Source organism: Streptomyces sp. NPDC096339, assembly GCF_044762985.1.
In the GTDB taxonomy this organism is placed as follows: domain Bacteria; phylum Actinomycetota; class Actinomycetes; order Streptomycetales; family Streptomycetaceae; genus Streptomyces.
In genome coordinates this window covers 1-24,965 of sequence record NZ_JBIWFI010000023.1, presented here as the reverse complement: position 1 = coordinate 24,965, position 24,965 = coordinate 1, and the positions used below count along the sequence as shown (strand labels likewise).

The following is a 24,965-nucleotide window of genomic DNA, read 5'->3' as shown; positions in this document are numbered from 1 at the left end:
ACCTTGTCTGTAAACGGAGCGAACCCGCTTCGTGACGCACAGGACCGGCGGCTCCCGCGCATCGCGGGGCCGTCCGGCCTGGTCATTTTCGGCGTTACGGGTGACCTGTCGCGCAAGAAGCTGATGCCTGCCGTCTACGACCTCGCCAACCGCGGCCTGCTCCCGCCGGGCTTCTCGCTGATCGGCTTCGCCCGCCGCGAGTGGGAGCACGAGGACTTCGCACAGGAGGTGTACGAGGCCGTCAAGCAGCACTCGCGCACCCCCTTCCGGGAGGAGGTCTGGCAGCAGCTGGTGCAGGGCTGCCGGTTCGTGCAGGGCGACTTCGACGACGACGCGGCCTTCGAGACGCTGAAGTCGACGATCGACGACCTCGACAAGGCGCAGGGTACGGGTGGCAACTTCGCCTTCTACCTGTCCGTGCCGCCGAAGTTCTTCCCCAAGGTGGTCCAGCAGCTCAAGAACCACGGGCTGGCGCAGAAGGAGGGCTCCTGGCGGCGTGCCGTCATCGAGAAGCCCTTCGGCCACGACCTGAAGAGCGCCGAGGAACTCAACAAGGTCGTCCACGAGGTCTTCCCGCGTGACGAGGTCTTCCGGATCGACCACTACCTCGGCAAGGAGACCGTCCAGAACATCCTGGCGCTCCGCTTCGCCAACACCATGTTCGAGCCGATCTGGAACCGGTCGTACGTCGACCACGTCCAGATCACGATGGCCGAGGACATCGGCATCGGCGGCCGGGCCGGGTACTACGACGGCATCGGCGCCGCCCGTGACGTCATCCAGAACCACCTGCTCCAGCTGCTCGCGCTGACCGCGATGGAGGAGCCCGGCTCCTTCCACCCCAAGGCGCTGGTGGCGGAGAAGCTCAAGGTGCTGACGGCGGTGCAACTGCCGGAGGACCTGGGCAAGCACACCGTGCGCGGCCAGTACGCGGCCGCGTGGCAGGGCGGCGAGAAGGTCGTCGGGTACCTCGAAGAGGACGGCATCGACCCCAAGTCGAAGACCGACACCTATGCGGCCATCCGCCTGGAGATCAACAACCGCCGCTGGGCGGGCGTCCCCTTCTACCTGCGGACGGGCAAGCGCCTGGGCCGCCGGGTGACGGAGATCGCGGTGGTCTTCAAGCGGGCCCCGTACCTCCCGTTCGAGTCGGGCGCTACCGAGGAGCTGGGGCAGAACGCCCTGGTCATCCGGGTCCAGCCGGACGAGGGCGTCACGGTCCGCTTCGGCTCCAAGGTCCCGGGCACCTCCATGGAGGTCCGCGACGTGACGATGGACTTCGCCTACGGCGAGTCCTTCACGGAGTCGAGCCCCGAGGCGTACGAGCGGCTCATCCTCGATGTGCTGCTGGGCGACGCGAACCTCTTCCCGCGTCACCAGGAGGTCGAACTGTCCTGGAACATCCTCGACCCGATCGAGGAGTACTGGGACAAGCACGGCAAGCCCGCGCAGTACCCGGCGGGCACCTGGGGGCCGGTCGAGGCGGACGAGATGCTCGCACGAGACGGACGGAGCTGGCGCCGGCCATGAAGATCGACCTCACGGAGACCAACTCCAGCAAGATCAATGCCGCGATGGTGCAGGCACGCCGGGACATCGGCACGCCGGCCATCGGCATGGTCCTCACGCTGGTGATCGTGACCGACGAAGAGAACGCGTACGACGCTCTCAAGTCGGCGAACGACGCGTCCCACGAACACCCCTCGCGGATCGTCGTCGTCATCAAGCGGGTCAGCCGCTCGCCGCGCAGCCGCCAGGGTGCCCGTCTCGACGCGGAGATCCGCGTCGGGGCCGACTCCGGCTCCGGCGAGACGGTCGTGCTCCGCCTTCACGGCGAACTGGTCGACCACGCCCAGTCGGTGGTTCTCCCGTTGCTCCTCCCGGACGCCCCCGTGGTCGTCTGGTGGCCGGAGGGCGCCCCGGCGGACCTGGCGGGCGACCCGCTGGGTGCGCTCGGACAGCGCCGGATCACGGACACGTACTCCTCCGAGAACCCGATCGGGGCACTCGGCGCCCGCGCCGAGGCGTACGCCCCCGGGGACACGGACCTGTCGTGGACGCGGATCACCCCGTGGCGCTCGATGCTGGCCGCCGCGCTGGACCAGCAGGCCCTGAAGGTCGCCTCGGCGACCGTCGAGGGCGAGGGCGAGAACCCGAGCTGCGAACTGCTGGCCATGTGGCTGGCGGACCGGCTCCAGGTCCCCGTCAAGCGGACCCCGTCCCCGGGCCCGGGCCTGACGGCGGTACGCCTGGAGACCAAGGACGGCGCGATCGTCCTGGACCGGGCGGACGGGGCGCTGGCCACGCTGTGCATGCCGGGGCAGCCGGACCGTGCGGTGGCGCTGAAGCGCCGTGACACGGCCGAGCTCCTGGCGGAGGAACTCCGCCGCCTGGACCCGGACAACACGTACGAGGCCTCGCTGAAGTTCGGCGTCGACCGCCTGAACCCGGCGCCGGCGCCGGCGGCGGCCCCGGCCGAAGCCCCGGCCAAGGCCGAGCCCGCGAAGCCGGCGCCGAAGCCGGCGAAGAAGGCCGCGGCCAAGTAGTACGGGCGGCCGCTGCGCGGAGCGGTCCCCTACCCGCCCTTCCTCCGTTCCCTGGGGCTCCGCCCCAGACCCCGGTCCTCAAACGCCGGACGGGCTGGAAAATCCAGCCTCGCCGGCGTTTGAGGCGCGGGGGTCCGGGGCGGAGCCCCCGGTTTCGGGAAGGGGCGGGGTGGGGAACGGCTTCGCGCAGCGGCACCCGCAGGCACCCGCACCCCCTGAACCACACAGAAGGCGGCAGCACATGGGTATGACGACTCCCCAGGTCGTCGTCCACCGGGACAAGGAGCTGATGGCCCAGGCCGCGGCCGCCCGGCTCATCACGAAGATCGTCGACGCGCAGGCCGCCCGCGGCACCGCGTCCGTCGTCCTCACCGGCGGCCGCAACGGCAACGGCCTCCTCGCCGCCCTGGCGGCGGCCCCCGCGCGGGACGCCGTCGACTGGTCCCGTCTCGACCTGTGGTGGGGCGACGAGCGGTACGTCCCCGCCGACGACCCCGAGCGCAACCACACCCAGGCCCGCGAGGCCCTCCTGGACTCCGTCCCCGTCGACCCGGCCCGCGTGCACGTCATGCCGGCCTCCGACGGCCCGTTCGGACCCGACGTGGACGCGGCGGCCGCCGCGTACGCCGCCGAGCTCGCGCAGGCGGCCGGTCCCGAGGACCACGGCCCGGTCCCCCGCTTCGACGTGCTGATGCTCGGCGTCGGCCCGGACACGCACGTGGCCTCCCTGTTCCCGGAGCACCCGGCGGCCCACGAGACCGAGCGCACGGTGGTCGGGGTGCACGGCGCCCCGAAGCCCCCGCCCACCCGGATCTCCCTGACGCTCCCGGCGATCCGGGCGGCCCGTGAGGTCTGGCTGCTCGCGGCCGGCGAGGACAAGGCCGGCGCGGTGTCCATCGCGCTGGGCGGCGCGGGTGAGTTCCAGGCCCCGGCCGCGGCCGCCTACGGCCTCTTCCGCACCCTGTGGCTCCTCGACCGCGCCGCGGCGGCCAAGCTCCCGACCGGGATGTACCCCCCGGCCTCGTCCTGAACGAAGCCGCACGGCACGCGAAGGGCCCGCCCCCAGGAGGGAGCGGGCCCTTCGGCGTCACCGCCACGCGTCACCGGTCGGCCGACCGATCGGGTCAGCTCCTGCCACGGAGCCCGCGGTACGCGGCCACCAGGGCCGTCGTCGAGGCGTCCAGCCCCGGCACGTCCGCGCCCTGGCTCAGCGCGGGCTCGATCCGCTTGGCGAGGACCTTGCCGAGCTCCACGCCCCACTGGTCGAAGGAGTCGATGTTCCACACCGCGCCCTGGACGAACACCTTGTGCTCGTACAGCGCGATCAGCTGGCCGAGGACCGACGGGGTGAGCTCGCCCGCCAGGATGGTGGTCGTCGGGTGGTTGCCCTGGAAGGTCTTGTGCGGGACCAGCGCGTCCGGGACGCCCTCCGCCCGTACCTCCTCCGGCGTCTTGCCGAAGGCCAGCGCCTGCGTCTGCGCGAAGAAGTTCGCCATCAGCAGGTCGTGCTGGGCCGCCGGCCCGGCCTCCAGGTCGTCCACGGGCCGGGCGAAGCCGATGAAGTCCGCGGGGATCAGCCGGGTGCCCTGGTGGATCAACTGGTAGTAGGCGTGCTGTCCGTTGGTGCCGGGCGTGCCCCAGACCACCGGTCCGGTCTGCCAGTCCACCTGATTGCCGTCCCGGTCCACGGACTTGCCGTTGGACTCCATGTCCAGCTGCTGCAAGTACGCGGTGAACCGGGAGAGGTAGTGGCTGTACGGGAGCACCGCGTGCGACTGCGCCTCGAAGAAGGCCCCGTACCAGATCCCCAACAGGCCCAGCAGCAACGGGGCGTTCTCCTCGGGCGGCGCCGTGCGGAAGTGCTCGTCCATGGCGTGGAAGCCGTCGAGCAGTTCCCGGAAGGCGTCCGGACCGATCGCGATCATCAGCGAGAGGCCGATGGCCGAGTCGAAGGAGTAGCGTCCGCCGACCCAGTCCCAGAACTCGAACATGTTGGCCGGATCGATTCCGAACTCCTCGACCTTCTCGGCGTTGGTCGACAGCGCCACGAAGTGCCGTGCCACGGCCGCCTGGTCGCCGCCCAGTCCGGCCAGCAGCCACGCGCGGGCCGAGGTCGCGTTGGTGATGGTCTCGACGGTGGTGAAGGTCTTGGAGGCGATGACGAACAGCGTCTCGGCCGGGTCCAGGTCGCGCACGGCCTCGTGCAGGTCGGCGCCGTCCACGTTGGACACGAAACGCACCGTCAGGCCGCGGTCGGTGAAGGCCCGCAGGGCCTCGTACGCCATCGCGGGGCCGAGGTCGGAGCCTCCGATGCCGACGTTGACGACGTTCCGGATGCGCTTGCCGGTGAAGCCGGTCCAGCGCCCGGAGCGGATCTCCTCGGAGAAGGCCGCCATCTTGTCCAGGACCGCGTGAACCGCGGGGACGACGTTCTCGCCGTCCACCTCGACGACGGCGTCCCGCGGGGCGCGCAGGGCGGTGTGCAGGACCGCCCGGTCCTCCGTCGTGTTGATCTTCTCGCCCCGGAACATGGCCTCGCGCAGTTCGGCGACGCCCGTCACCCCCGCGAGTTCGCGCAGCAGCCCGAGCGTCTCGTCGGTCACGAGGTGCTTCGAGTAGTCGATGTACAGGTCTCCGACCTGCAGCGTGTAGGCGGTGCCCCGGCCCGGATTCTCCTCGAACAGCTCCCGCAGATGCGTCTGTCCGAACTCCAGCCGGTGTTTGCCGAGTGCCATCCACTCGTGCGTCCGGTTCAGCTTCGTACGCTCCGCATTCATCTCGGACATCAACCCGTTTCTTCCGTCCTGTCGTGCCCCGCCCAACTACAACTTAAGGGATCCCAAGCGGCTCAACCGACACAAAGAGGCCCGGTCGCGCAGGTGGAAGATTCCTGCGCGACCGGGCCTCAAGTCATGCCGTCCGCTTGCTCTCAGATCTCGCCGCGGAGTTTGGCGAGCGCCTCCGCGAGGATCGCCTCGCCGTCGGCGTCCGTACGGCGCTCCCGTACGTAGGCGAGGTGGGTCTTGTACGGTTCGGTGCGCGGCGGCGCCGGCGGGTTGTCGCGGTCCTGACCGGCCGGGAACCCGCAGCGCGGGCAGTCCCAGGTGTCCGGCACCTGCGCGTCACTGGCGAAGCTCGGCTGCGTCTCGTGCCCGTTCGAGCACCAGAAGGAGATGCGCAGGCGGGGCGCGGACTCGCCGCGCTCGGCCTCACCCATCGGCCCCGCGCCGACCCGGCTACCACGGATCGCGTTGCCACTTGCCACGGTCGTAACTCCCTGCGTGATGGTGCCGCGGAGTGAGGGGTTTTCCGCCGCGGGCGCCCAAGTCTACGTAAGGCCCAACGCACGTCCAGTGAGCGGAGTTACTGATTCCACGTCCCTGGACTCCGGAGGCTCAATGATAGGCCGGGCGGCGCCGACCGTACTGCCGGTTGGCCGGAACGGGTCAGCTGCTCGACTTCATCAGCAGGCCGAGGGCGATGATGCACGCGAACCACAGCAGTCCGATGACGACGGTGATGCGGTCCAGGTTGCGCTCGGCGACGGAGGATCCGCCGACCGACGACTGCATGCCGCCGCCGAACATGTCGGAAAGGCCGCCGCCCTTGCCCTTGTGCATCAGCACGAGCAGCATCAGCAGGGCGCTGAAGACGATCAGGGCGATCGAGAACCCCATAATCACGGCTGATTCCTACTTTCTGGCTTACCGGCCTACTTGCTGTGCGGGCTTTCCGGCTTTGCGGGATGTGCGCGGGGCCAGCGGCTGATGGTTCAGCCCCTGGCCCCGCAAGGGTACGCCGGATCGGCCCTACCGCATACTCACTGGTCGCGGAAGCGGACGATCTTGACGAACTCGTCCACGTCCAGCGCCGCGCCGCCCACCAGGGCGCCGTCGACGTCGGGCTGCGCCATGATCGCCGCGATGTTGCCGGCCTTCACCGAGCCGCCGTACTGGATGCGGACCTTGTCGGCCAGCTCCTGCGAGTACAGCTCCGCGAGACGGCCGCGGATCGCCCCGCAGACCTCCTGCGCGTCCTCGGGGGTGGCGACCTCGCCGGTGCCGATGGCCCACACGGGCTCGTAGGCGATCACGATGGACTCGACCTGCTCGGCCGGGAGGTCCTTGAGGCCGCCGTCGATCTGGTTCAGCGTGTACTGGACCTGCTGGCCGGCCTTGCGGATGTCGAGGCCCTCGCCGACGCACAGGATCGGGGTGATCCCGTTCTGGAAGGCGGCCCTGACCTTGGCGTTGCAGAGCTCGTCGTTCTCTCCGTGGTACTGGCGGCGCTCGCTGTGGCCGACGGCCACGTACGTGCACTTCAGCTTGGCGAGCATCGAGCCGGAGATCTCGCCGGTGTAGGCGCCGGAATCGTGCGCGGAGATGTCCTGGGCGCCGTACTTGATCTTCAGCTTGTCACCGTCGACCAGGGTCTGGACCGAGCGCAGGTCGACGAAGGGCGGCAGGACCGCGACCTCGACGGCGTCGTAGTCCTTGTCGGCGAGCGCGAAGGCGAGCTTCTGGACGTGGGCGATGGCCTCGAGGTGGTTGAGGTTCATCTTCCAGTTGCCCGCCATCAGCGGGGTGCGAGTGGTCATACGGGTTCAGCCCTCCAGGGCGGCGAGGCCGGGGAGCGTCTTGCCTTCGAGGTATTCGAGGCTGGCGCCACCACCGGTGGAAATGTGACCGAAGGCGTTCTCGTCGAAGCCCAGGGTGCGGACGGCGGCGGCGCTGTCACCGCCACCGACGACGGTGAAGCCGTCGCTGTCGAGGAGGGCCTGCGCGATGGCGCTGGTCCCGCCCGCGTAGTCGGGGTGCTCGAAGACGCCGACCGGGCCGTTCCAGAAGACGGTCTCCGCGTCGGCGATCTTCGACGCGTACAGCTCGCGCGTCTTGGGGCCGATGTCCAGGCCCTCCTTGTCCGCGGGGATGCCGTCCGCGTCGACCGTCTCGAAGACGGCCGGGGTCTTGCCCTTCAGGTCCGGGAAGTCGGCGGAGACCAGGACGTCGACCGGGAGGACCAGCTCGACGCCGGTCTTCTCGGCGCGCTCCATGTACTCCGTGACCTTGGGCAGCTGGTCTTCCTGGAGCAGGGAGATGCCGACCTCGTAGCCCTTGGCCTTGAGGAAGGTGTAGGCCATGCCGCCGCCGATCAGGATGCGGTCGGCCTTGCCGAGCAGCTCGTCGATGACGGCGAGCTTGTCGGAGACCTTGGCGCCGCCGAGGACGACGACGTAGGGGCGCTTGACCTCGGCGGTCAGCTTCTGCAGGACGCCGACCTCGGTGGCGATGAGGTAGCCGGCCGCGTGCGGGAGGCGCGCGGGCAGGTCGAAGACCGAGGCGTGCTTGCGGTGGACGGCGCCGAAGCCGTCGCCCACGTAGACGTCGGCCAGCTCGGCGAGCCGGTCGGCGAAGGCGCCGCGCTCGGCGTCGTCCTTCGAGGTCTCGCCGGCGTTGAAGCGCAGGTTCTCGATGACGGCGACCTGGCCGTCGGCGAGGGCCGCGACGGTGGCCTTGGCGGAGTCGCCGACCGTGTCGCCGGCGAACGCGACCTCGGTGCCGAGCAGTTCACCGAGCCGCTTGGCGGCGGGGGCGAGCGAGAAGGCCGGGTCCGGGGCTCCCTTGGGGCGGCCCAGGTGCGAGGCGACGACCACGCGTGCGCCGGCTTCGGCGAGCTTCGCGATGGTCGGCTGGACGGCGCGGATGCGGCCGTCGTCGGTGATCTCGCCGTTCGCCAGCGGCACGTTGAGGTCCGCGCGGACGAAGACCCGCTTTCCGGCGACGCCGTCGGCGAGAAGTTCGTCGATCGTCTTCATGTGTTTCTACTCCTTGTTCCCTGCGGGGCGTAGGGCCCACCGGGCGAGAGGGTACGGGGCAAGCAACAGGGCCCGTGCGGCGCACCATCGCGCTGTCACGGACCCTGTGCTCACATCGTGCTGCCTTGCCCTACGTTCTTAGAGCTGACCGCCGACGAAGACGGTCAGGTCGACGAGACGGTTGGAGTAGCCCCACTCGTTGTCGTACCAGCCGACGACCTTGACGCTCTTGCCCTGGACCATGGTCAGGGAGGAGTCGAAGGTGCAGGAGGCGGGCCAGTTCACGATGTCGGAGGAGACGATCGCGTCCTCCGTGTAGTCCAGGATGCCCTTCAGCTGGCCCTCGGCGGCCTTCTGGAAGGCGTTGTTGACCTCGTCCTTGGTCACCTCGCGCTCCAGCTCGATGACCAGGTCGGTCACGGAACCGGTGGGGACCGGGACGCGCATCGCGATGCCGTCGAGCTTGCCCGCCAGCTCCGGGATGACCAGGGCGGTGGCCTTGGCGGCACCGGTGGTGGTCGGGATGATGTTCTCGGCGGCCGCGCGCGCCCTGCGCAGGTCCGAGTGCGGGAAGTCGAGGATGCGCTGGTCGTTCGTGTAGGCGTGGACCGTGGTCATCATGCCCTTGACGATGCCGAAGTTCTCCAGGAGGACCTTGGCCATCGGCGCCACGCAGTTGGTGGTGCAGGAGGCGTTGGAGATGACGTGGTGCCCAGCCGCGTCGTACTTGTCCTGGTTGACGCCCATCACGATGGTGATGTCCTCGTCCTTGGCCGGAGCCGAGATGAGGACCTTCTTCGCGCCTGCGGCGAGGTGCTTCGCGGCGTCCGCCCGCTTCGTGAAGATGCCCGTGGATTCGATGACGATGTCCGCGCCCAGTTCGCCCCAGGGAAGGTTCGCGGGGTCGCGCTCGGCGAAGGTCTTGAAGGTGTTCCCACCGACGGTGATGGTGTCGTCGGTGTGGGAGACCTCGGCCTTGAGGCGGCCCAGGATGGTGTCGTACTTGAGAAGGTGCACCAGAGTGGCGTTGTCGGTCAGGTCATTGACACCGACGATCTCGATGTCCGCTCCCTGCTCCAGAAGCGCCCGGAAGTAGTTGCGGCCAATTCGGCCAAAACCATTGATGCCTACGCGGATCGTCACGAACCGATCTCCTCGTGGTACGCCGGCCTGTCCCGCCGGCGAGCTGTATGGGATGTCCCCGACCGCTTACGACCCTACCTCTCCGTGAGCTTTTGAGTGACATCGTTCGAGAGCTGACACGCCTCGGGGGCCCGTACCAGAAGCGAGGGAACGGGACCCCGAGGACCTTGGCCCCCGTCACTCAGGGTGACTGCGGTGGGGAGGGGGGTGCTGGTCAGCGGTTGAGCGCGCGGAGCGCCTTACCGACGAGTAGCGTGCGATCGGCGGCGGCCGGCAGGTGCTCCAGACCGAAACCGAACAGAACGGTGTCACGCGTAGTGACGGCCGCGTAGGACTTGAACAGCTCTCCGGAACGGGACCAATCGCCCGGAACTTCAGGGCTTCCGGCGGGCGCGCCCTGTGCGCTCCAGGCTCCGAGAGAGGTCTCGAAACCTTCAGTGGTCTGGTCCACTCCGCCGACGGACACCCGCGCCTCGTCCGCGAAGACCCCCCGGCCGCCCGATCCGGGGTCGGTGATGTAGGAGAGCGACACCTCGACGGTCTTGCCGGCGTAGGGGCTCAGGTCGAAGGCGACCTGCTTCCAGCCGCCGGAGGAACCGGTGAAGGTGTTCCAGGTGCCGCTGGTGCCCTGCGGGGTGCAGCCGCCGCCCTCGAGGGTGAGGTAGTGGCGCAGGAAGGGATGGCCGTTGACGAAGAACCCGGCCCCGCACTCTTCCGGAACGGCCGACCCGGTCAGGCCGCCGAGGTCCGGCAGGGTGGTCCAGTCCTCGCCCCCCGCCGTACGGGCTTCCAGCGCGGCGTGGTCGTAGCCCTCCTCGACGTTCCAGTTCAGGGCGAGCTTCAGCCGGGGCTGGTCGGCCGCGGTGACACGGGTCAGGTCGATGGTGCGCACGAGGCGCTTCCAGTCGTCGTCGGTGTGCAGGGCCGAGGCCATCTGCGTGCCGGCGTAGGGGGCGTACGGGTTCACGACCCCGGCGAACTGACCCGCCTGTGCGCTCTTGAACTGCGGGAACTGCGCGGGCGGCAGGGTCTCGGAGGTGACGGTGTAGGAGCCGGGGGCGTTCAGCGGGTTGCCGGTGGCGTCGCCGAGGGCGCCCTGCGCGCCGCCGAGGGTGCCGGTGCCGGTGAAGCCCGTCGCGCCGCTGACGCTCGTACGCCCGTAGGCACCGAGCCAGTACTGGCTGAAGTCGTTGGTGACGGTGCCGCCGATCTGGACGTTCCCGCCCGCCAGTTCACCGGCCTCGATCAGCTTGCCGCCCTCGTTCAGGAAGCCGCGCACGGCAAGTTGGGTGTCCCCGCCGGGGGTCTTGGCCCCGGTGTAGTGGACGGCCGTACGGAAGTGGGAGAGCACTCCGAGGTGGTGCGGGGCGCCCTGGACGGCGACGTCCCAGACCGCCGCGGACCGGCCGTTGGCGCGCAGCGCGTCGACGTACTCCTGGGCGTGCTGGGCCTTGGCGCCCTCCTCGGCGATCACCAGTACGTCCGCGCGCGGCCGCTCGGCCACCGTGTAGGTGAAGTGCTCGCTGGAGACCTGCTTGCCGGAGGCGCGGTCGCGGCCGGTGAACCAGACCTCGACCTTGTCGCCGGGCTTCGCGCCCTCCACTTCGGCCCGGTACTCGTCGTACCAGTTGTTGTCGTCGCCGCCGTAGACCTCGCCGCCCTTCCAGGCCTCCAGGTCCTCGTCGTGCGTACGGCCGCCGTTGACGCGGTAGTTGAGCTCCTTGTCCTTCAGCGCCTTGCGGGCCGTGACGGAGACCTTCTGGTCCTCGCCTCGGGCCGCGTAGGAGGTGGTGAAGGGGTCGAGGGTGAAGTCCGGCGCGCTCAGGCCCACGGCGGACGCCGGGCGGTCGGGGTGTGCGGCGCTCTCGCCGACGGTGAGGGCGAAGGGGATGTTCTTCGCGAACTCGGCCTGGATGAGCTTCTCGTCGTCCGGGAAGTTGAAGCCGGAGGCGCAGTCCTCGGGCTTCCACCGGTCGTTCGGGTCGCTCTCGGAGGCCGTCTGGCAGGTGGTCATCTCCGGCGTGAACATCATGATGCCGTTGGCGTTGGCGGCTTGGCCGTCGGCCTCGCCGTTGGTGGTGTAGAGCTCGGCCGAGAGCTCGGGGTGGTACCCGGGGATCGCGGGGTTCTCCGGGGTCCCGGCGAGCGTCTTGTACGCGACGTCGTCGGGGGTGGGGGTGGCCACCTGCCAGCCCACCCCGTAGAGCAGCAGCTCGGCCGCGGAGTGGTAGTTGACGGCGTACTCGAAGCCGATGCGCTTCTCGAAGGCGTCGAGGGCGACGGTCTCGGGTTCGGAGGAGGCGCTCGGGCCGCGGTAGGTCTCGCTGGCCTGGTTCGGCGAGGAACCCTCGTTGTCGTAGCCCCACTTGTAGGCGAAGTTGCGGTTGAGGTCGACCCCGTCGCCAGAGGTGATCTTCCCGTCGCCGTTGTTGTCGCGCATGTTCTTGCGCCACAGCCGCTCGCCGTCGGGCGCGTGCGTGAAGTCGTACCCGTCCGGGTTGGCGGAGAGCAGGAACCACAGCTCGGTGGAGTCCACCAGGCTCGTGATCCGCGGGTCCTTGCCGTAGTTGTCGATGGTGTGGTGCATCAGCCGCCGGGTCATCTCGGGGGTGATCCACTCACGGGCGTGCTGGTTGGACATGTAGAGCACGGACGGCTTGGCGCCGTCCTTGGTCTTCCCGGCGTTCTTGGTGACCTTGAGGGCGAGGATGTCCTTGCCCTGGAGGGTCTTGCCGATGGAGACGACCTTGGTGAGCCCCGGATTCTCCTGGGCCGTGCGCAGGATCTCCTCCTGGAGGCCGCCCTTGCCGCTGTACGGGCGGAACACTCCGTCCCCGGCGGCCTTGGCCCGGGCCAGGCCCGCGGCGCCGATCTTGCGCTCGGCCAGCTTGACGCCCCGGGCGCCCAGTTCCCGGGCCTGGGCTCCGGTGAGGAAGAGCTCGACGCGGGCGGTCCCGGTCGCCGGGGCCCGCTCGGCGAGCTCGTGTGCGTCCTGGCCGGCGGCGAGGACGAGCGGGACCTGTTCCCGGGTGATGTCGGCGTCGTAGACCCGTACCTCGTCGGCGGCCGGCGCGGTGCCGGTCCGACCCTGGGCCGCCGCGCCGGGCAGCGCGGCGAGTGTGGTGCCGAAGACGAGTGCGCTTGCCGCGAGGATCGATCTCGCGCGGTGCCTCATATGCCCCCCTGGGCGTCGTCAGCCACGAAAGCGTTGGGAGCCAGGCTCACGATCGGCCGACGCCTGTGTCAATGGGGCGTACCGCCCCGCCGGGCCGGATTCAGCCGCATGGCCACCCCCGGCCCCACGGGCCACACCTCGGCTCCATGGGCCTTCGAGGCGCGGGGCTCTTTCAACGTCGCCGGCGTTTTGAGGCGCGGGGCTCTTTCAACGTCGCCGGCGTTTTGAGGCGCGGGGCTCTTTCAGCCTCGCCGGCGTTTGAGGCGCGGGGGTCCGGGGGCGGAGCCCCCGGAAGCGGGGTCCGGGGCGCAGCTCCGGGGAACGGAGGAAGGGCGGGTAGGGGATCGGCACCGCGCAGCGGCACACCACCCGCACCCGCCCTGAGGGCCCGGCTCAGCCCGCCATGTTGTCGGCCAGCTCCTCGCTGAGGTCCAGGTTCGACTCGGTCCCCGGGATGCCGAGGTCCTGCGCCCGCTTGTCGGCCATCGCCAGCAGACGGCGGATCCGGCCCGCGACCGCGTCCTTGGTCAGCGGCGGGTCGGCCAGCGCGCCCAGCTCCTCCAGGGAGGCCTGCTTGTGCTCCATCCGCAGCCGGCCCGCCGCGGCGAGGTGCTCGGGGACCTCCTCGCCGAGGATCTCCAGCGCCCGCTGCACACGGGCTCCCGCGGCCACCGCGGCCCGCGCCGAGCGGCGCAGGTTGGCGTCGTCGAAGTTGGCGAGGCGGTTGGCGGTGGCGCGCACCTCGCGCCGCATCCGCCGCTCCTCCCAGGCCAGCACCGACTCGTGCGCGCCGAGCCTGGTCAGCAGGGCGCCGATCGCGTCGCCGTCGCGGACCACGACCCGGTCCACGCCTCGGACCTCGCGCGCCTTGGCGGCGATGGAGAGCCTGCGGGCGGCGCCCACCAGGGCCAGCGCGGCCTCCGGGCCGGGGCAGGTGACCTCCAGCGAGGAGGACCGGCCGGGCTCGGTGAGCGAGCCGTGGGCCAGGAACGCTCCGCGCCAGGCCGCCTCGGCGTCGCAGGTGGCCCCGGAGACCACCTGCGGGGGCAGACCCCGGATCGGGCGGCCGCGGCCGTCCACGAGGCCCGTCTGGCGTGCCAGCTGGTCGCCGCCGGCCACCACGCGGACCACGTAGCGGCTGCCGCGGCGCAGCCCGCCGGGAGCCATGACCACGAGGTCTGAGGAGTGCCCGAAGATCTCCAGGATGTCCTTGCGCAGGCGCCTGGCCGCGATCCCGGTGTCCAGCTCCGCCTCGATGACGATGCGGCCGCTCACCAGGTGGAGACCGCCGGCGAACCGAAGGATCGCCGAGACCTCCGCCTTCCTGCAGCAGGTGCGGGTGACGGGCAGGCGAGAGATCTCATCCTTCACCGCGGGCGTCATCGCCATGGGCCGATCCTTCCATGCATCCGAAAAATACGGTCGTACGCGGCGGCCAGCAGCTCCGGGTCGTGCTTCGGAGAGCCGTCCTGCCTGGCCACCGGTGCCAGCTCGACCGCGGCGCCGAACCGTTTTGCGGCATCGGCGAGGGACTCGCGGTCGGGCACGGCAGCCTCGTCGGCCAGCACCACGTCCAGGGCGAGTTTAGGGGCGTGTCGGGCCAAAACCTCCAAATGACGCTGCGGAGAGAAGCCCTCTGTTTCGCCGGGCTGCGGCGCGAGGTTCAGCGAGAGGACCCGTCGGGCCTTCGTCTCGATCAGCGCGTCGAGCAGTTCCGGCACCAGCAGGTGCGGGATCACGGAGGAGAACCAGGATCCCGGACCGAGCACCACCCAGTCCGCGTCCAGCACCGCCGCGACGGCCTCTGGCACGGCCGGCGGGTCGCTGGGCACGACCTGTACGGAGAGCACCTCGCCCGGGGTGAGGGCCACCGTGGCCTGCCCGCGGACGGTGTCCACGTCCTCGGGGCGAGCCGGATCGTGGCCCCTGACCAGGGCCTGGAGCTCCAGCGGCACCGCCGACATGGGCAGCACCCGGCCCTGCGCGCCGAGCAGCCTGCCGACGAGGTCGAGGGCCTGGACGGGGTCGCCGAGCTGTTCCCACAGGGCGACGATCAGCAGGTTGCCGACGGCGTGCCCGTGCAGGTCGCCCTCGGACTGGAAGCGGTGCTGGATGACGCGGGCCCAGGTCTGGCCCCAGTCGTCGTCCCCGCACAGCGCTGCGAGCGCCTTGCGCAGGTCGCCGGGCGGCAGCACGCCGAGCTCCTCCCGGAGCCGGCCGCTGGATCCGCCGTCGTCGGCGACGGTGACCACGGCGGTGAGGTCACCGGTGATGCGGCGCAGGGCGGCGAGGGAGGCCGACAGGCCCTGTCCGCCTCCGAGGGCCACCACCTTGGGGGTGGCGCCGCGCCGGCGGCCGGAGCGGCGTGCGCCGCCTTCGTCCCGGGTGGGGGCGAGGCGGCGCAGGCGGCTCAGCCGCGGGGTCCGTGCAATCACTCGCGCCCCATGTCCCGGTGTACGACGACGGTCTCGACTCCCTCGGAGGCGAGGCGGGCGGCGAGCTTCTCGGACATGGCGACACTGCGGTGCTTACCGCCCGTGCAGCCGACCGCGATCGTCACGTACCTCTTGCCCTCGCGGCGGTAGCCGGTGGCGATGAGCTGGAGCAGCTCGGTGTACCGGTCGAGGAACTCCTTGGCGCCGGGCTGGCTGAAGACGTACCCCGACACCTCCTCGTTGAGCCCGGTGAAGGGGCGCAGCTCGGGAACCCAGTGCGGGTTGGGGATGAACCGGCAGTCGACGACGAGGTCGGCGTCGACGGGCAGGCCGTACTTGAAGCCGAAGGACATGACGGTGGCCCGCAGCTCGGGCTCCTCGTCCCCGGCGAACTGGGCGTCCATCTTGGCGCGCAGCTCGTGCACGTTCAGGCTGGAGGTGTCGATCACCAGGTCGGCGTCGCCGCGCAGCTCGCGCAGCAGGTCGCGCTCGGCGGCGATGCCGTCGGTGATGCGTCCGTCACCCTGGAGGGGGTGCGGGCGACGGACCGACTCGAAGCGGCGGACCAGCGCGTCGTCGGAGGACTCCAGGAAGACGACGCGGCGGGTGACCCCGCGGCTGTCGAGGTCGGCGAGGGACTCGCGCAGGGCGTCGAAGAACTGGCGGCCGCGCACGTCGACGACGACGGCGATGCGCGCCACGTTGCCCTGGGAGCGGGCGCCCAGCTCCACCATGGTGGGGATCAGCGCCGGCGGGAGGTTGTCGACGACGAACCAGCCGAGGTCCTCCAGACACTTCGCCGCCGTACTGCGGCCGGCCCCGGACATGCCGGAGATGATCACCAGCTCGGGGATGGCCGCCTCGGCGGTCTCGCCGGGCTCCACTGTCGTGCCCGTACTCACCTGTGCTCCGTCTCGGTCGTGCATGGTTTCGTGCGTGGTCTCGGGTTCGGTCTGGTGCGTGGTCGCGTGCGTGGTCTCGTGCTCGGTCATTGCTCGGTCCCCCGTTCGGACGACGTTCCCGCTGGCGCGGGGGTCTCGTCCTCAATGATCTCTCCTGTGGCCGTGTTGACGGCAGGACCGGCGGGGACCGCACCGGCGAGGGCCGCGGCCACGGTCTCGGCCGTCTTGCGGCCTATGCCCGGGACCTCGCAGATCTGGTCGATTGTCGCCTGTCTCAGCTTCTTCACCGAACCGAAGTGCTTGACCAGTGCCTGCTTGCGGCTCTCCCCGAGCCCGGGCACCTCGTCCAGCGGTCCGGATTTCAGGCGCTTCCCGCGCTTGTTGCGCTGGTACTGGATGGCGAAGCGGTGTGCTTCGTCACGGACCCGCTGGAGCAGGTACAGGCCCTCGCTGGTGCGGGGCAGGACCACCGGGTCGTCCTCGCCGGGCAGCCAGACCTCCTCCAGCCGCTTGGCCAGCCCGCACACGGCGACGTCGTCGACCCCGAGCTCCTCCAGGGCCCGCTTGGCGGCGGCGACCTGCGGCTGCCCGCCGTCGACCACTACGAGCTGGGGCGGGTAGGCGAACCGCTTGGGCCGCCCGTCGTCCTCGGCGACCTCGGCGGACACCTCTCCGCCCTCCGCCTCGGCGTCCCACTCCCCCGTCTTCAGCTTCTCCTGGAGGTAGCGGCGGAACCGCCGGGAGACCACCTCGTGCATGGAGCGGACGTCGTCCTGCCCCTCGAAGGTCTTGATCTGGAAGCGTCGGTACTCGCTCTTGCGCGCCAGGCCGTCCTCGAAGACCACCATCGACGCGACGACGTCGTCGCCCTGGAGGTGCGAGATGTCGAAGCACTCGATGCGCAGGGGCGCGCTGTCCAGGTCCAGGGCCTCGGCGATCTCCTCCAGTGCCCGGGAGCGGGTGGTGAGGTCGCTGGCGCGCTTGGTCTTGTGCAGGGCGAGGGACTGCTGGGCGTTGCGGTGGACGGTCTCCATCAGCGACTTCTTGTCGCCGCGCTGCGGGATCCGCAGGCTGACCTGGGAGCCGCGCCGCTCGGCGAGCCACTCGCTCAGGGCGGGCGTGTCCTCGGGCAGGGCCGGCACCAGCACCTCCTTGGGCACGCTCTCGCCGCTCTCCTCCCCGTAGAGCTGCTGGAGGGCGTGTTCGACGAGCCCGGCGGTGTCGACTGCCTCGACCTTGTCGGTGACCCAGCCGCGCTGGCCGCGGACCCGACCGCCGCGGACGTGGAAGATCTGCACGGCGGCTTCGAGCTCGTCCTCGGCGACGGCGATCAGGTCGGCGTCGGTGGCGTCGGCGAGCACCACGGCGTTCTTCTCCATCGCCCGGCGCAGCGCCCCTATGTCGTCGCGCAGCCGGGCCGCCTTCTCGTACTCCATCTCCTCGGCGGCCTCGTGCATCTCCTTCTCCAGCCGGGAGATGTAGGTGCCCGTCCGGCCCGCCATGAAGTCGCAGAAGTCCTCGGCCAGTTCGCGGTGCTCCTCGGGGCTGACCCGGCCCACGCACGGCGCGGAGCACTTGCCGATGTAGCCGAGCAGGCAGGGCCGGCCGATCTGGGCGGAGCGCTTGAACACGCCCGCGGAGCAGGTCCGTACCGGGAAGACCCGGAGCATCAGGTCGACGGTCTCGCGGATCGCCCAGGCGTGTCCGTAGGGGCCGAAGTAGCGCACGCCCTTCTTCTTGGGACCGCGCATGACCTGCACGCGCGGGTACTCCTCGTTCATCGTCACGGCGAGGGAGGGGTAGCTCTTGTCGTCCCGGTACTTGACGTTGAACCGGGGGTCGTACTCCTTGATCCAGGAGTACTCCAGCTGCAGCGCCTCGACCTCGGTGGACACCACGGTCCACTCGACGGAGGCGGCGGTGGTCACCATGGTGGCGGTACGCGGATGCAGCCCGGCCACGTCCTGGAAGTAGTTGGCCAGGCGCTGGCGCAGGCTCTTGGCCTTCCCGACGTAGATCACCCGGCGGTGCTCGTCGCGGAATCTGTACACCCCCGGGGAGTCGGGGACCTGTCCCGGCTTGGGGCGGTAACTGGAAGGGTCGGCCATGCCAACACCCTACTGTCGCCCACCGACAACCCGCGGTACGCGTCCCGGTCCCACCGCGGGCCCGCCGAAGCGGCCCCGCCCCGGGCCCCGGGCCCGAAGCCGGGGCTCTCCCCGCACGCCCGGCGCAGCGGAGCCCCTCCCGGCGCGGATGCGCCCCGATCGGACCGTACGGCCCGCCGCGCCCGCCGCGCCCGCCGCGCCCGCCGCGCCCGCCGCGCCCGCCGCGCCCGCCGCGCCCGCCGCGCCCGCCGCGCCCGCCGCTGCGCGGGGCTCGTCCCCCACCCGCCCCTTCCCGAAACCGGGGCTCCGCCCCGGCCCCGCGCCTCAGACGCCGGCGGGGCTGGATTTCGGCTGGTGCCGCCCCCGGGCAACCTCAGCCCGTCCGGTGTCTGAGGACCGGGGTCTGGGGCGGAGCCCCGGTTCGGGAAGGGGCGGGGTGGGGAAAGGGCCCGCAGGGACCGACACCCGACGGAAGCCGCGCCCGCCCCTGCCCGGGAGCCCGACCCAGGACGGGAGCCCGGGGCGGGGCCCGGCCCCGGGTCGGGGGCCCGGCCCCGGGTCGGGGGCCCGGCCCCAGGTCGGGGATCCGCCCGGTGAGGGCCGGGGCCGCGGGGAGTGGCTACGCCTCGGCCGGGGTGCGGCGGCGGGCCAGGGTCAGTGCCGCGGCCCCGGCGAGGGCCAAGCCGGCGGCCGCGGCGCCCGCGGCGACCGGTACGCCCCGGTCCGCTGCCGGCTCCCCGAAGCCCCCCGCCGCACCCCTCTCGGCGTACGCGGAGCCGGGCAGCTTGTCCGCGTAGGCCCGCGTCACCCGCGCACGGTACGCGGCGAGGCTGGTCCCGCCGCCGCCCACGGCGGCCACCGCGTCCTCGTCCAGCGGCAGCACCCTGCCGCCCCCGGCCACGTACCACGCGTCGATCTGCGGCTCGCGGAACACCGTCCCGCCGGGCAGTTTCTCCTCGCCCAGCCGCGCGTAGCGGAACTCGTCGTCGCCGGTGGCGATGTTCACGACCTGCCACCCCGCCTCCGTCCGGGCCGTCCACAGCACGGCCTGCTGCCCGTCGGCGGAGACCGCCTTGCCGGCGAGGAACTCCAGGCGGGCCACGCTTGCCCCCGCCCTGCCCGCGACGAAGTCCGGGGAGAGGTGGTTCACCGGTATCGGCTCGCCCTCGATGCGGGGCTGCGCGGCGGCCGGCGAGATCCTGTTCTCCCTCGCGAAGAAACGGGACAGCGTGGCCAGCGTGTCCGGGGCCGAGGCCGCCCGCGCGGCGGCGGCCCTGGTCTCGGCGGTGACGGTCTGCGGCTGCGGGACGGGGGTCGCGGAGGCCTGCGTGGCCGTGCCGATCCCGAGGAGGGCGGTGGCCGCGAGCACCGCGGCGGAGGCGGCGGCGCGCAGGGTCGTGGAGGCGGCGGCACGCGGGGTCGTGGAGGTCATGACGGTCACGCCCCGATCCGGTAGAGGGAGTGGGTCCAGGAGAAGGTGCTGTTGTCCACGTACCAGGCGTGCGAGGCCCAGTTGTAGCGGTCGCTGGAAGGCCACGGGTCGCCCCAGTAGACCCAGCTGCTCGCGGTGTCGTAGCCGTAGACGACGTGCATGTGGCCGCCGCCGCCGGCCCACTGGATACGGGTCTCGATCGGGCGGCCGGCGTTGATCTCGGTCTGGACCGTGGAGTAGAGGAGCCAACCGTTCACGTACGAGCCGGGGTTGATGCCGGCCCACCGCAGTCCGGTCTGGACGTTGCCGAGGGTGGCCTGGTCGTTGGGGCAGTCGTAGCCCTGCTGCCGGTTGAAGGCGGCGTTGCAGAACTGGTTCTGGGTGAGGTTGCGGCCGAACCAGCCGGCGATGGTGTTGCCGCTCGCGGCCCAGCACCAGTTGGTCTTCTGCTGCGCCTGCATGGTGATGCCGAGGCGCTTGTACGCCAGGGCGGACCCGGCGGACCCGGCGGACCGGGCGTCCGCATCGGCGGCGGTGGCGGTACCGGCGCCGAGGGACAGGGTGAGGAGCAGGGCCGTGAGGAGGGTGGTGAGGAGGGCGGCCGGGGAATGCCGCCGGTTTCCGTTGCGCATCGCGTTCCTCCCGAGGTGGGGAGAGTGGGGGTGGAGGAGCGCGTCCGGACGCTGTGGAGGAGCATCGGGGTGTTGTCGCGATCAGGTCAACACGCTTCAATACGCCGTGACATCGCAGTGTGAACGGTGGGACTGCGGTGTGAACGGTGGCTGCCGTGCCACCTGCTCCCCCGGTACCACCGGCCCGGCCCCCACGCCGGCGCGTGTGAACGTTCACAGAGGAGCCGCCATGCGACCGCCCGCAGGCACGGCCGACACGGAAGAACTCGCCCGATTACTGCGCGGCGGCCCCTTCCACCTCGCCCTGCGCGCCGCCCTCGCCGCGCGCGGACTGCCCCTCCACCGGGTGCAGCACCGGCTCGCGGCCCGGGGCATCAAGGTCGGTGTCACCAGCCTCAGTTACTGGCAGCAGGGCGCCCGGCGCCCCCGCCACCCTGAGTCCCTGAGGGCTGTCACCGCCCTGGAGCAGATCCTGGAGGTGCCGGAGGGCTCCCTCGTCCGCCTGCTGACCACCCCGGAGCCGGCCCCCGGCCCCGCCCGCCCGGCCGCCCGCTCCTACCGGGCCCTGCTGGGCACGGGCGGCGCGGTGGAGCGGATGCTGGACGCGATGGAGCTCCCCTCCGACGGCGGACTGCACTCGCTCGGCCACCACGAGCGGGTCCGCATAGGGCCCGCGGGCGAGTTGCGGGCCCGCGATTCGCAGCAGATCGTCCGGGCGCACCGCGACGGCGTCGACCGCTACCTGGCCATCCACCACGGCGACCCGGGCTGCGACGTGTCCCGGATGCGCGTGACGGCGTACGAGAACTGCCGCACGGGCCGGATCCGCCGCCACTCCGAAGCCGGGCTGCTGGTCGCGGAGCTGCTCTTCGACGCGCGGCTGCGGCGCGGGGACACGTACGTCTTCGGCTACGGGGTCGAGGACGGCACGGGCGGGCGCAGCGACGAGTACGTGCGCGGCTTCAGCTACGCGGGCGGCCAGTACATGCTCCAGGTCCGCTTCGACGAGGCCGCCCTGCCGGTGCGCTGCCGTCGCTTCGCCCGCTCGGGCCCCGCTTCCCCGCGCACCGCCCTCACGGACCTGACCCCGAGCGGCCGCCACCGGGCGGTCCACCTGGTCGAACAGTCGGTACGACGCGGTCTCCTGGGGATCGCCTGGGACTGGGACTGAGCGGTGTCGGCGCCCTGGCGTAGCCTCCGCGCATGATCTCCCGAGCGACGGGCCTGGCCGAAGGTCCCTACGACGAGGCGTTCCTGCCGCGGCTGCAGATGTCCTTGCGGGCGCCGGACGGGCCGGTGACCGAGCCGGTGTCCAAGTTCGGCGGACAGCCGGTGTGGCTGGAGGAACCGGCGTGGCCCGTGCATCCGACGACCGGTGAGCCGCTGGTGTTCATCGCGCAGTTCCGGGTACCGGGGGACGAGGTGCGGCTGGCGTACCTGTTCCTGGAGGAGGACGACCAGGTCATGGGCTCGCGCCCCGAGAGCGGCGAGGCCGTCGTCCTGGTGCAGCCTGGGGGGCGGCTGCCGCGGTTCGCGGCGCTCGGAGGCCCGGAAACACGCGGCCGTACGTTGTGGCGCTGGAGCAGCGACGAGACGGAGATACCCGTCGAGTGGCTGATCGACCTGGCGCCCATGCCCCCCGACCTCGACCGGGCCGCTGACGAGCACGCCGCGTTCCACCGCTTCATGCGGGGCGAGGGCCCCGATGCCGACCCGTCGGAGGACGAGCGTCCCACGGACTTCCAGGGCGGGACGGCCCTCTACCCCAATTCCCGCACGTTCGGGGTCGAGGATCCGTGGCAGTTCCTCTGCCAGTTCGAGGACCGCGGCGAGGCGGAGGACGACCCGTTCTTCCTCAACTTCGGCTACGGAACCGGCTTCGTCTTCCTCAGCCCCGACCGCCTCGAAGGCCGCTTCTTCAGCGACTGCGGCTAGCCCGCGATCAGCTTGCCGTTCTCCGCCTTGACCGGGACGGCCGGCAGCGGGTCGGTGGCCGGGCCCTGCACGACCTTGCCGGTGTTCACGTCGAAGCGGCTGCCGTGGCAGGGGCAGTTGCCCTCGCCCTTCTCGATCTTGTCGAGGACGCAGCCCGCGTGCGTGCACTGGGCGCTGAAGGCCTTGTACTGGCCCTCCGCCTGGCAGCTGACGATCAGCTTCTTCTCCCGGTACAGCTTCGCGCCGCCCACCGGGACCTCGGTCGCGGCGCCCAGTTCCACCGGCTGGGACGGGACCGCGGGGGTGCCGCTGCCGCTGTTGGACTCCGTGGAGCAGGCCGCGAGCGTCGCGCCGGCGCCGACGGCCCCGGCGAGCGCGGCGGCGCCCTTGAGGACGGTACGGCGAGCTGCGGACTGCGACGCGGACATGCGCTTCTCCTGGGGTGTGGGACCGGCCGGGCACCGGCCCACCGACGATACCCCCGCACGATGGGGTAGCTTCCCCCGGGTGATCGTCGTCGGCGGAGAAGCCCTCATCGACCTGGTGCCCACCGAGCGGCCGCCGGGAGCGCTGCTGCCGCGACCGGGCGGGGGCCCGTACAACACGGCGCTCGCCCTGGGCCGGCTCGGCGCGGAGGTGGCGTTCTGCTCTCGGGTCTCCACGGACGGTTTCGGCGAGCTCCTGCTGGCCGGGCTGCGGACGGCCGGGGTCGACCTGTCGCTGGTGCAGCGCGGGCCCGAGCCGACCACGCTCGCCGTGCCCTCGCTGGCCCCGGACGGCTCCGCCTCGTACGGCTTCTACGTCGAGGGCACCGCGGACCGGCTGTTCGCCCTGCCGCCCGCCCTCCCCGAGGCCGCCCGGGCCCTCGCGCTCGGCACCTGCTCGCTGGTGCTGGAGCCGGGCGCGAGCGCGTACGAGGCCCTGCTGCGCCGGGAGTCGCGGCGCGGGCTGCTGACCCTGCTGGACCCCAACATCCGGCCCGCGCTGATCCCCGACCCGGCGGCCTACCGGGACCGTTTCCTCACCCGGCTGCTGCCGCACACGGGCGTCCTCAAGCTGTCGGAGGAGGACGCGGCCTGGCTCGGCGGCCGGGTCGGCGACTGGCTGGCGGCGGGGCCCGGAGCGGTGGTGCTGACCCGGGGCCAGGCGGGCCTGACGGTGTGGACGCGGGAGGGCGCCGAGCACTCGGTCCCGGCCCGCCGGATGGCGGTGGTGGACACCATCGGGGCGGGCGACACCGTCAACGCCGCTCTGCTGCACCGGCTTTCGGCCGCGTCACCGGGCGGGCCCGCGGACTGGCCCGGCGTCCTCGCGTACGCCGCGCACGCGGCCGCGCTGACCTGCACCCGGGCCGGGGCGGAGCCCCCGTACGCCGCCGAGCTCACCGGATAGCGGCCCAGAGGGTCGACGCCACGGCGGGGGCGAACTCCTCGACGGGCCGGACCACTTCGGGTCCGGAGAAGTGCAGGAAGAAGGCTCGCTGGAAGCAGGCCCCGAGCAGCAGCGCGGCCGCCGCCTCCGGATCGGCGTCGGGGCGCAGCCGGCCCGCGTCGAGCTCCCTGCGCAGCCGCCCGGCCAGCGCGGCGAGGACCACGTGCGGCCCGGAGCCGATCTTCTGGATGCCCTCGCGGTGGCGGCTGAGCAGCACGGGCTCGGCGAACAGCGAGCCGGCCATCGGCATGGCGTCGGCGTAGAAGAGCGAGGCGTGCCGGGCGATGTCGGCGAGCCCCTCCTCGACGCCCTGCCCGCTCGGATCGGCCTGGAGGGCGGCCATGAGCGGGCCCGCGTTGGGGGTCCGCTCCATCAGCACGCGCACGAAGAGCTCTTCCTTGTTCGCGAAGTGCTTGTAGAGCGCGGCCTCCGAGCATCCGGCCTCACGGGCGATGGCCTTGGTGGTGGCACTCGCGAGGCCGCTGGTGCGCATCAGCTTCTCGGCGGCGTCGAGCAGCCGCTCCGGGGTGGGACGGCTTGACTTTGAGGTGAGCATTCACTCACCCTAGTCGAAGAGAGGGTGAGTGAGTACTCACCCACCACCTGTTCCACCTTCTTCGAACATGGGGGCATCCATGAAGATCACGGTTTTCGGTGCCACGGGCGGCGTCGGCCGCGAGGTCGTCCGGCAGGCCCTCGACGCGGGGCACGAGGTGACCGCGGTGGTCCGCGACCCGGCCCGCCTGCCCGTTCCCGCCCACGAGCGGCTCCGTGTGGCCACGGTGCCCGACGTGACGGACGAGGAGGCGCTGCTGTCGGTGGTGAGCGGCCAGGACGCGGTGGTCTCCGCGCTGGGGGCGGCGAGCAACAAGCAGGCCAAGGAGACGCCCATCGCGGGCCCGGCCCTGGAGGCGATCACCTCGGCGATGGACCGGGCGGGCGTGCGGCGGCTGTCGGCCGTCAGCGCCGCGCCGGTGGGCCGGCTGCCGGACGGCGAGGGGGTGTTCACCCGGGCCGTGGTCTACCCGCTGCTGCGCAGGCTGCTGCGGGACCTGTACGCGGACCTCGCGGACATGGAGGCGGCGATGGGGGCGAGCGGTACGCGGTGGACGGTCGTGCGCCCGCCCATGCTCCGGAACAAGCCGCACACCGGGACCTACCGGCGGGCGATCGACGGCAACGTCCGCGGCGGGCGGGTCATCCCCCGCGCGGACGTCGCGGACGCGCTCCTGGTGAGCCTGACGGACCCGGCCACCGCGTGCCACGCGGTGGGAGTGGCGTCCTAAGCCCGCGGCGCCGTCTCCTGGGGCTCCGCCCCAGACCCCGCGCCTCAAACGCCGGCGGGGCTGGATGTGCCCTCCGGGCAAACCAGCCCCGCCCGGCGCACTTCAGCCCCACCGGCGCGTGAGGA

The 24,965-nt window shown here is 71.7% G+C and carries 22 protein-coding genes; 7 read left to right on the top strand and 15 right to left on the bottom strand.

All coding sequences use genetic code 11. The annotated features are described in order from the left end of the window. Nucleotides 1-3: 3 nt before the first annotated feature. The 3 genes from zwf to pgl all read left to right on the top strand — a co-directional run bounded on the left by zwf (nucleotide 4) and on the right by pgl (nucleotide 3,576). Nucleotides 4-1,530 (top strand): glucose-6-phosphate dehydrogenase, encoded by a 1,527-nt coding sequence (gene zwf / locus ACIQ5Y_RS25635; protein ID WP_403884870.1) that lies wholly within the window; start codon nucleotides 4-6, stop codon nucleotides 1,528-1,530. Further along, the gene (gene opcA / locus ACIQ5Y_RS25630) at nucleotides 1,527-2,546 is read left to right on the top strand and encodes a glucose-6-phosphate dehydrogenase assembly protein OpcA (protein WP_403884867.1); all 1,020 of its coding nucleotides are present in this window, start codon (nucleotides 1,527-1,529) and stop codon (nucleotides 2,544-2,546) included. The genes zwf and opcA overlap by 4 nt, the downstream gene beginning before the upstream one ends. A gap of 247 nt (nucleotides 2,547-2,793) precedes the next feature. Further along, entirely contained in the window at nucleotides 2,794-3,576 is a 783-nt protein-coding gene (pgl, locus tag ACIQ5Y_RS25625; protein WP_403884864.1) for a 6-phosphogluconolactonase, read from the top strand. A gap of 94 nt (nucleotides 3,577-3,670) precedes the next feature. Here the strand turns inward: pgl and pgi are convergent, their stop codons facing one another. From pgi to ACIQ5Y_RS25560, 13 genes are all read right to left on the bottom strand, one after another. After that, the gene (pgi, locus tag ACIQ5Y_RS25620; protein WP_403885103.1) at nucleotides 3,671-5,323 is read right to left on the bottom strand and encodes a glucose-6-phosphate isomerase; all 1,653 of its coding nucleotides are present in this window, start codon (nucleotides 5,321-5,323) and stop codon (nucleotides 3,671-3,673) included. A gap of 152 nt (nucleotides 5,324-5,475) precedes the next feature. After that, on the bottom strand, nucleotides 5,476-5,811 hold the full coding sequence (locus tag ACIQ5Y_RS25615; RefSeq protein ID WP_007263454.1) for an RNA polymerase-binding protein RbpA: 336 nt from the start codon (nucleotides 5,809-5,811) through the stop codon (nucleotides 5,476-5,478). A gap of 181 nt (nucleotides 5,812-5,992) precedes the next feature. Beyond that, nucleotides 5,993-6,223 (bottom strand): preprotein translocase subunit SecG, encoded by a 231-nt coding sequence (gene secG / locus ACIQ5Y_RS25610; protein ID WP_403885100.1) that lies wholly within the window; start codon nucleotides 6,221-6,223, stop codon nucleotides 5,993-5,995. Nucleotides 6,224-6,366: 143 nt separating this feature from the next. Next, a complete protein-coding gene (tpiA, locus tag ACIQ5Y_RS25605; protein WP_403884861.1) occupies nucleotides 6,367-7,143 on the bottom strand; it encodes a triose-phosphate isomerase in 777 nt (258 codons plus the stop codon). 6 nt (nucleotides 7,144-7,149) lie between these two features. Further along, nucleotides 7,150-8,361: a phosphoglycerate kinase gene (locus tag ACIQ5Y_RS25600; protein WP_403884858.1), complete on the bottom strand. Its 1,212-nt coding sequence runs from the start codon at nucleotides 8,359-8,361 to the stop codon at nucleotides 7,150-7,152. A 138-nt stretch (nucleotides 8,362-8,499) separates the two neighbouring features. Further along, a complete protein-coding gene (gene gap, locus ACIQ5Y_RS25595; protein WP_403884855.1) occupies nucleotides 8,500-9,504 on the bottom strand; it encodes a type I glyceraldehyde-3-phosphate dehydrogenase in 1,005 nt (334 codons plus the stop codon). A 214-nt stretch (nucleotides 9,505-9,718) separates the two neighbouring features. Further along, a complete protein-coding gene (locus ACIQ5Y_RS25590; protein ID WP_403884852.1) occupies nucleotides 9,719-12,679 on the bottom strand; it encodes a M14 family zinc carboxypeptidase in 2,961 nt (986 codons plus the stop codon). Between the two features lie 393 nt (nucleotides 12,680-13,072). Then, entirely contained in the window at nucleotides 13,073-14,068 is a 996-nt protein-coding gene (gene whiA, locus ACIQ5Y_RS25585) for a DNA-binding protein WhiA (protein ID WP_037792880.1), read from the bottom strand. Beyond that, nucleotides 14,059-15,114, bottom strand: coding sequence for a uridine diphosphate-N-acetylglucosamine-binding protein YvcK (gene yvcK / locus ACIQ5Y_RS25580; RefSeq protein ID WP_403884848.1), 1,056 nt, complete (start codon nucleotides 15,112-15,114; stop codon nucleotides 14,059-14,061). The genes whiA and yvcK overlap by 10 nt, the downstream gene beginning before the upstream one ends. Next, nucleotides 15,111-16,106 carry an RNase adapter RapZ gene (rapZ, locus tag ACIQ5Y_RS25575; RefSeq protein ID WP_403884845.1) on the bottom strand — a complete coding sequence of 332 codons (996 nt, stop codon included), beginning with the start codon at nucleotides 16,104-16,106 and terminating at the stop codon, nucleotides 15,111-15,113. Before rapZ ends, yvcK begins: the two co-directional genes overlap by 4 nt. Further along, nucleotides 16,103-18,124 (bottom strand): excinuclease ABC subunit UvrC, encoded by a 2,022-nt coding sequence (gene uvrC / locus ACIQ5Y_RS25570; RefSeq protein ID WP_403884842.1) that lies wholly within the window; start codon nucleotides 18,122-18,124, stop codon nucleotides 16,103-16,105. The genes rapZ and uvrC overlap by 4 nt, the downstream gene beginning before the upstream one ends. Before the next feature lie 619 nt (nucleotides 18,125-18,743). Beyond that, nucleotides 18,744-19,556 (bottom strand): hypothetical protein, encoded by an 813-nt coding sequence (locus ACIQ5Y_RS25565; protein WP_403885097.1) that lies wholly within the window; start codon nucleotides 19,554-19,556, stop codon nucleotides 18,744-18,746. Between the two features lie 5 nt (nucleotides 19,557-19,561). Then, nucleotides 19,562-20,188, bottom strand: coding sequence for a papain-like cysteine protease family protein (locus tag ACIQ5Y_RS25560; protein WP_403884839.1), 627 nt, complete (start codon nucleotides 20,186-20,188; stop codon nucleotides 19,562-19,564). Between the two features lie 229 nt (nucleotides 20,189-20,417). Here ACIQ5Y_RS25560 and ACIQ5Y_RS25555 point away from each other — a divergent pair, with 229 nt between their 5' ends. Beyond that, nucleotides 20,418-21,359 (top strand): hypothetical protein, encoded by a 942-nt coding sequence (locus ACIQ5Y_RS25555; RefSeq protein WP_403884836.1) that lies wholly within the window; start codon nucleotides 20,418-20,420, stop codon nucleotides 21,357-21,359. Between the two features lie 32 nt (nucleotides 21,360-21,391). Further along, nucleotides 21,392-22,123, top strand: coding sequence for a hypothetical protein (locus ACIQ5Y_RS25550; RefSeq protein WP_403884833.1), 732 nt, complete (start codon nucleotides 21,392-21,394; stop codon nucleotides 22,121-22,123). Here ACIQ5Y_RS25550 and ACIQ5Y_RS25545 read toward each other — a convergent pair. Continuing rightward, on the bottom strand, nucleotides 22,120-22,551 hold the full coding sequence (locus ACIQ5Y_RS25545) for a Rieske (2Fe-2S) protein (protein ID WP_403884830.1): 432 nt from the start codon (nucleotides 22,549-22,551) through the stop codon (nucleotides 22,120-22,122). The genes ACIQ5Y_RS25550 and ACIQ5Y_RS25545 overlap by 4 nt on opposite strands. Before the next feature lie 79 nt (nucleotides 22,552-22,630). On the opposite strand from ACIQ5Y_RS25545, the gene ACIQ5Y_RS25540 reads away from it, so the two are divergent. After that, entirely contained in the window at nucleotides 22,631-23,515 is an 885-nt protein-coding gene (locus tag ACIQ5Y_RS25540; protein WP_403884827.1) for a carbohydrate kinase, read from the top strand. On the opposite strand, the gene ACIQ5Y_RS25535 is transcribed toward ACIQ5Y_RS25540, so the two are convergent. Next, nucleotides 23,505-24,110 carry a TetR/AcrR family transcriptional regulator gene (locus ACIQ5Y_RS25535; RefSeq protein ID WP_403884825.1) on the bottom strand — a complete coding sequence of 202 codons (606 nt, stop codon included), beginning with the start codon at nucleotides 24,108-24,110 and terminating at the stop codon, nucleotides 23,505-23,507. The two genes, ACIQ5Y_RS25540 and ACIQ5Y_RS25535, sit on opposite strands and share 11 nt — an antisense overlap. Before the next feature lie 79 nt (nucleotides 24,111-24,189). Here ACIQ5Y_RS25535 and ACIQ5Y_RS25530 point away from each other — a divergent pair, with 79 nt between their 5' ends. Then, nucleotides 24,190-24,840, top strand: a complete 651-nt coding sequence (locus ACIQ5Y_RS25530; protein ID WP_403884822.1) for an NAD(P)-dependent oxidoreductase — start codon at nucleotides 24,190-24,192, stop codon at nucleotides 24,838-24,840. Nucleotides 24,841-24,965: the final 125 nt, after the last annotated feature.

What these genes read in the sequence shown, in the direction of transcription:
- opcA (WP_403884867.1), top strand. Translation starts at nt 1,527, where the DNA reads ATGAAGATCGACCTCACGGAGACCAACTCCAGCAAGATCAATGCCGCG.
- pgl (WP_403884864.1), top strand. Translation starts at nt 2,794, where the DNA reads ATGACGACTCCCCAGGTCGTCGTCCACCGGGACAAGGAGCTGATGGCC.
- pgi (WP_403885103.1), bottom strand. Translation starts at nt 5,323, where the DNA reads ATGAATGCGGAGCGTACGAAGCTGAACCGGACGCACGAGTGGATGGCA.
- secG (WP_403885100.1), bottom strand. Translation starts at nt 6,223, where the DNA reads ATGGGGTTCTCGATCGCCCTGATCGTCTTCAGCGCCCTGCTGATGCTG.
- tpiA (WP_403884861.1), bottom strand. Translation starts at nt 7,143, where the DNA reads ATGACCACTCGCACCCCGCTGATGGCGGGCAACTGGAAGATGAACCTC.
- ACIQ5Y_RS25600 (WP_403884858.1), bottom strand. Translation starts at nt 8,361, where the DNA reads ATGAAGACGATCGACGAACTTCTCGCCGACGGCGTCGCCGGAAAGCGG.
- ACIQ5Y_RS25590 (WP_403884852.1), bottom strand. Translation starts at nt 12,679, where the DNA reads ATGAGGCACCGCGCGAGATCGATCCTCGCGGCAAGCGCACTCGTCTTC.
- whiA (WP_037792880.1), bottom strand. Translation starts at nt 14,068, where the DNA reads ATGGCGATGACGCCCGCGGTGAAGGATGAGATCTCTCGCCTGCCCGTC.
- rapZ (WP_403884845.1), bottom strand. Translation starts at nt 16,106, where the DNA reads ATGACCGAGCACGAGACCACGCACGCGACCACGCACCAGACCGAACCC.
- uvrC (WP_403884842.1), bottom strand. Translation starts at nt 18,124, where the DNA reads ATGGCCGACCCTTCCAGTTACCGCCCCAAGCCGGGACAGGTCCCCGAC.
- ACIQ5Y_RS25565 (WP_403885097.1), bottom strand. Translation starts at nt 19,556, where the DNA reads ATGACCTCCACGACCCCGCGTGCCGCCGCCTCCACGACCCTGCGCGCC.
- ACIQ5Y_RS25560 (WP_403884839.1), bottom strand. Translation starts at nt 20,188, where the DNA reads ATGCGCAACGGAAACCGGCGGCATTCCCCGGCCGCCCTCCTCACCACC.
- ACIQ5Y_RS25555 (WP_403884836.1), top strand. Translation starts at nt 20,418, where the DNA reads ATGCGACCGCCCGCAGGCACGGCCGACACGGAAGAACTCGCCCGATTA.
- ACIQ5Y_RS25550 (WP_403884833.1), top strand. Translation starts at nt 21,392, where the DNA reads ATGATCTCCCGAGCGACGGGCCTGGCCGAAGGTCCCTACGACGAGGCG.
- ACIQ5Y_RS25545 (WP_403884830.1), bottom strand. Translation starts at nt 22,551, where the DNA reads ATGTCCGCGTCGCAGTCCGCAGCTCGCCGTACCGTCCTCAAGGGCGCC.
- ACIQ5Y_RS25535 (WP_403884825.1), bottom strand. Translation starts at nt 24,110, where the DNA reads ATGCTCACCTCAAAGTCAAGCCGTCCCACCCCGGAGCGGCTGCTCGAC.
- ACIQ5Y_RS25530 (WP_403884822.1), top strand. Translation starts at nt 24,190, where the DNA reads ATGAAGATCACGGTTTTCGGTGCCACGGGCGGCGTCGGCCGCGAGGTC.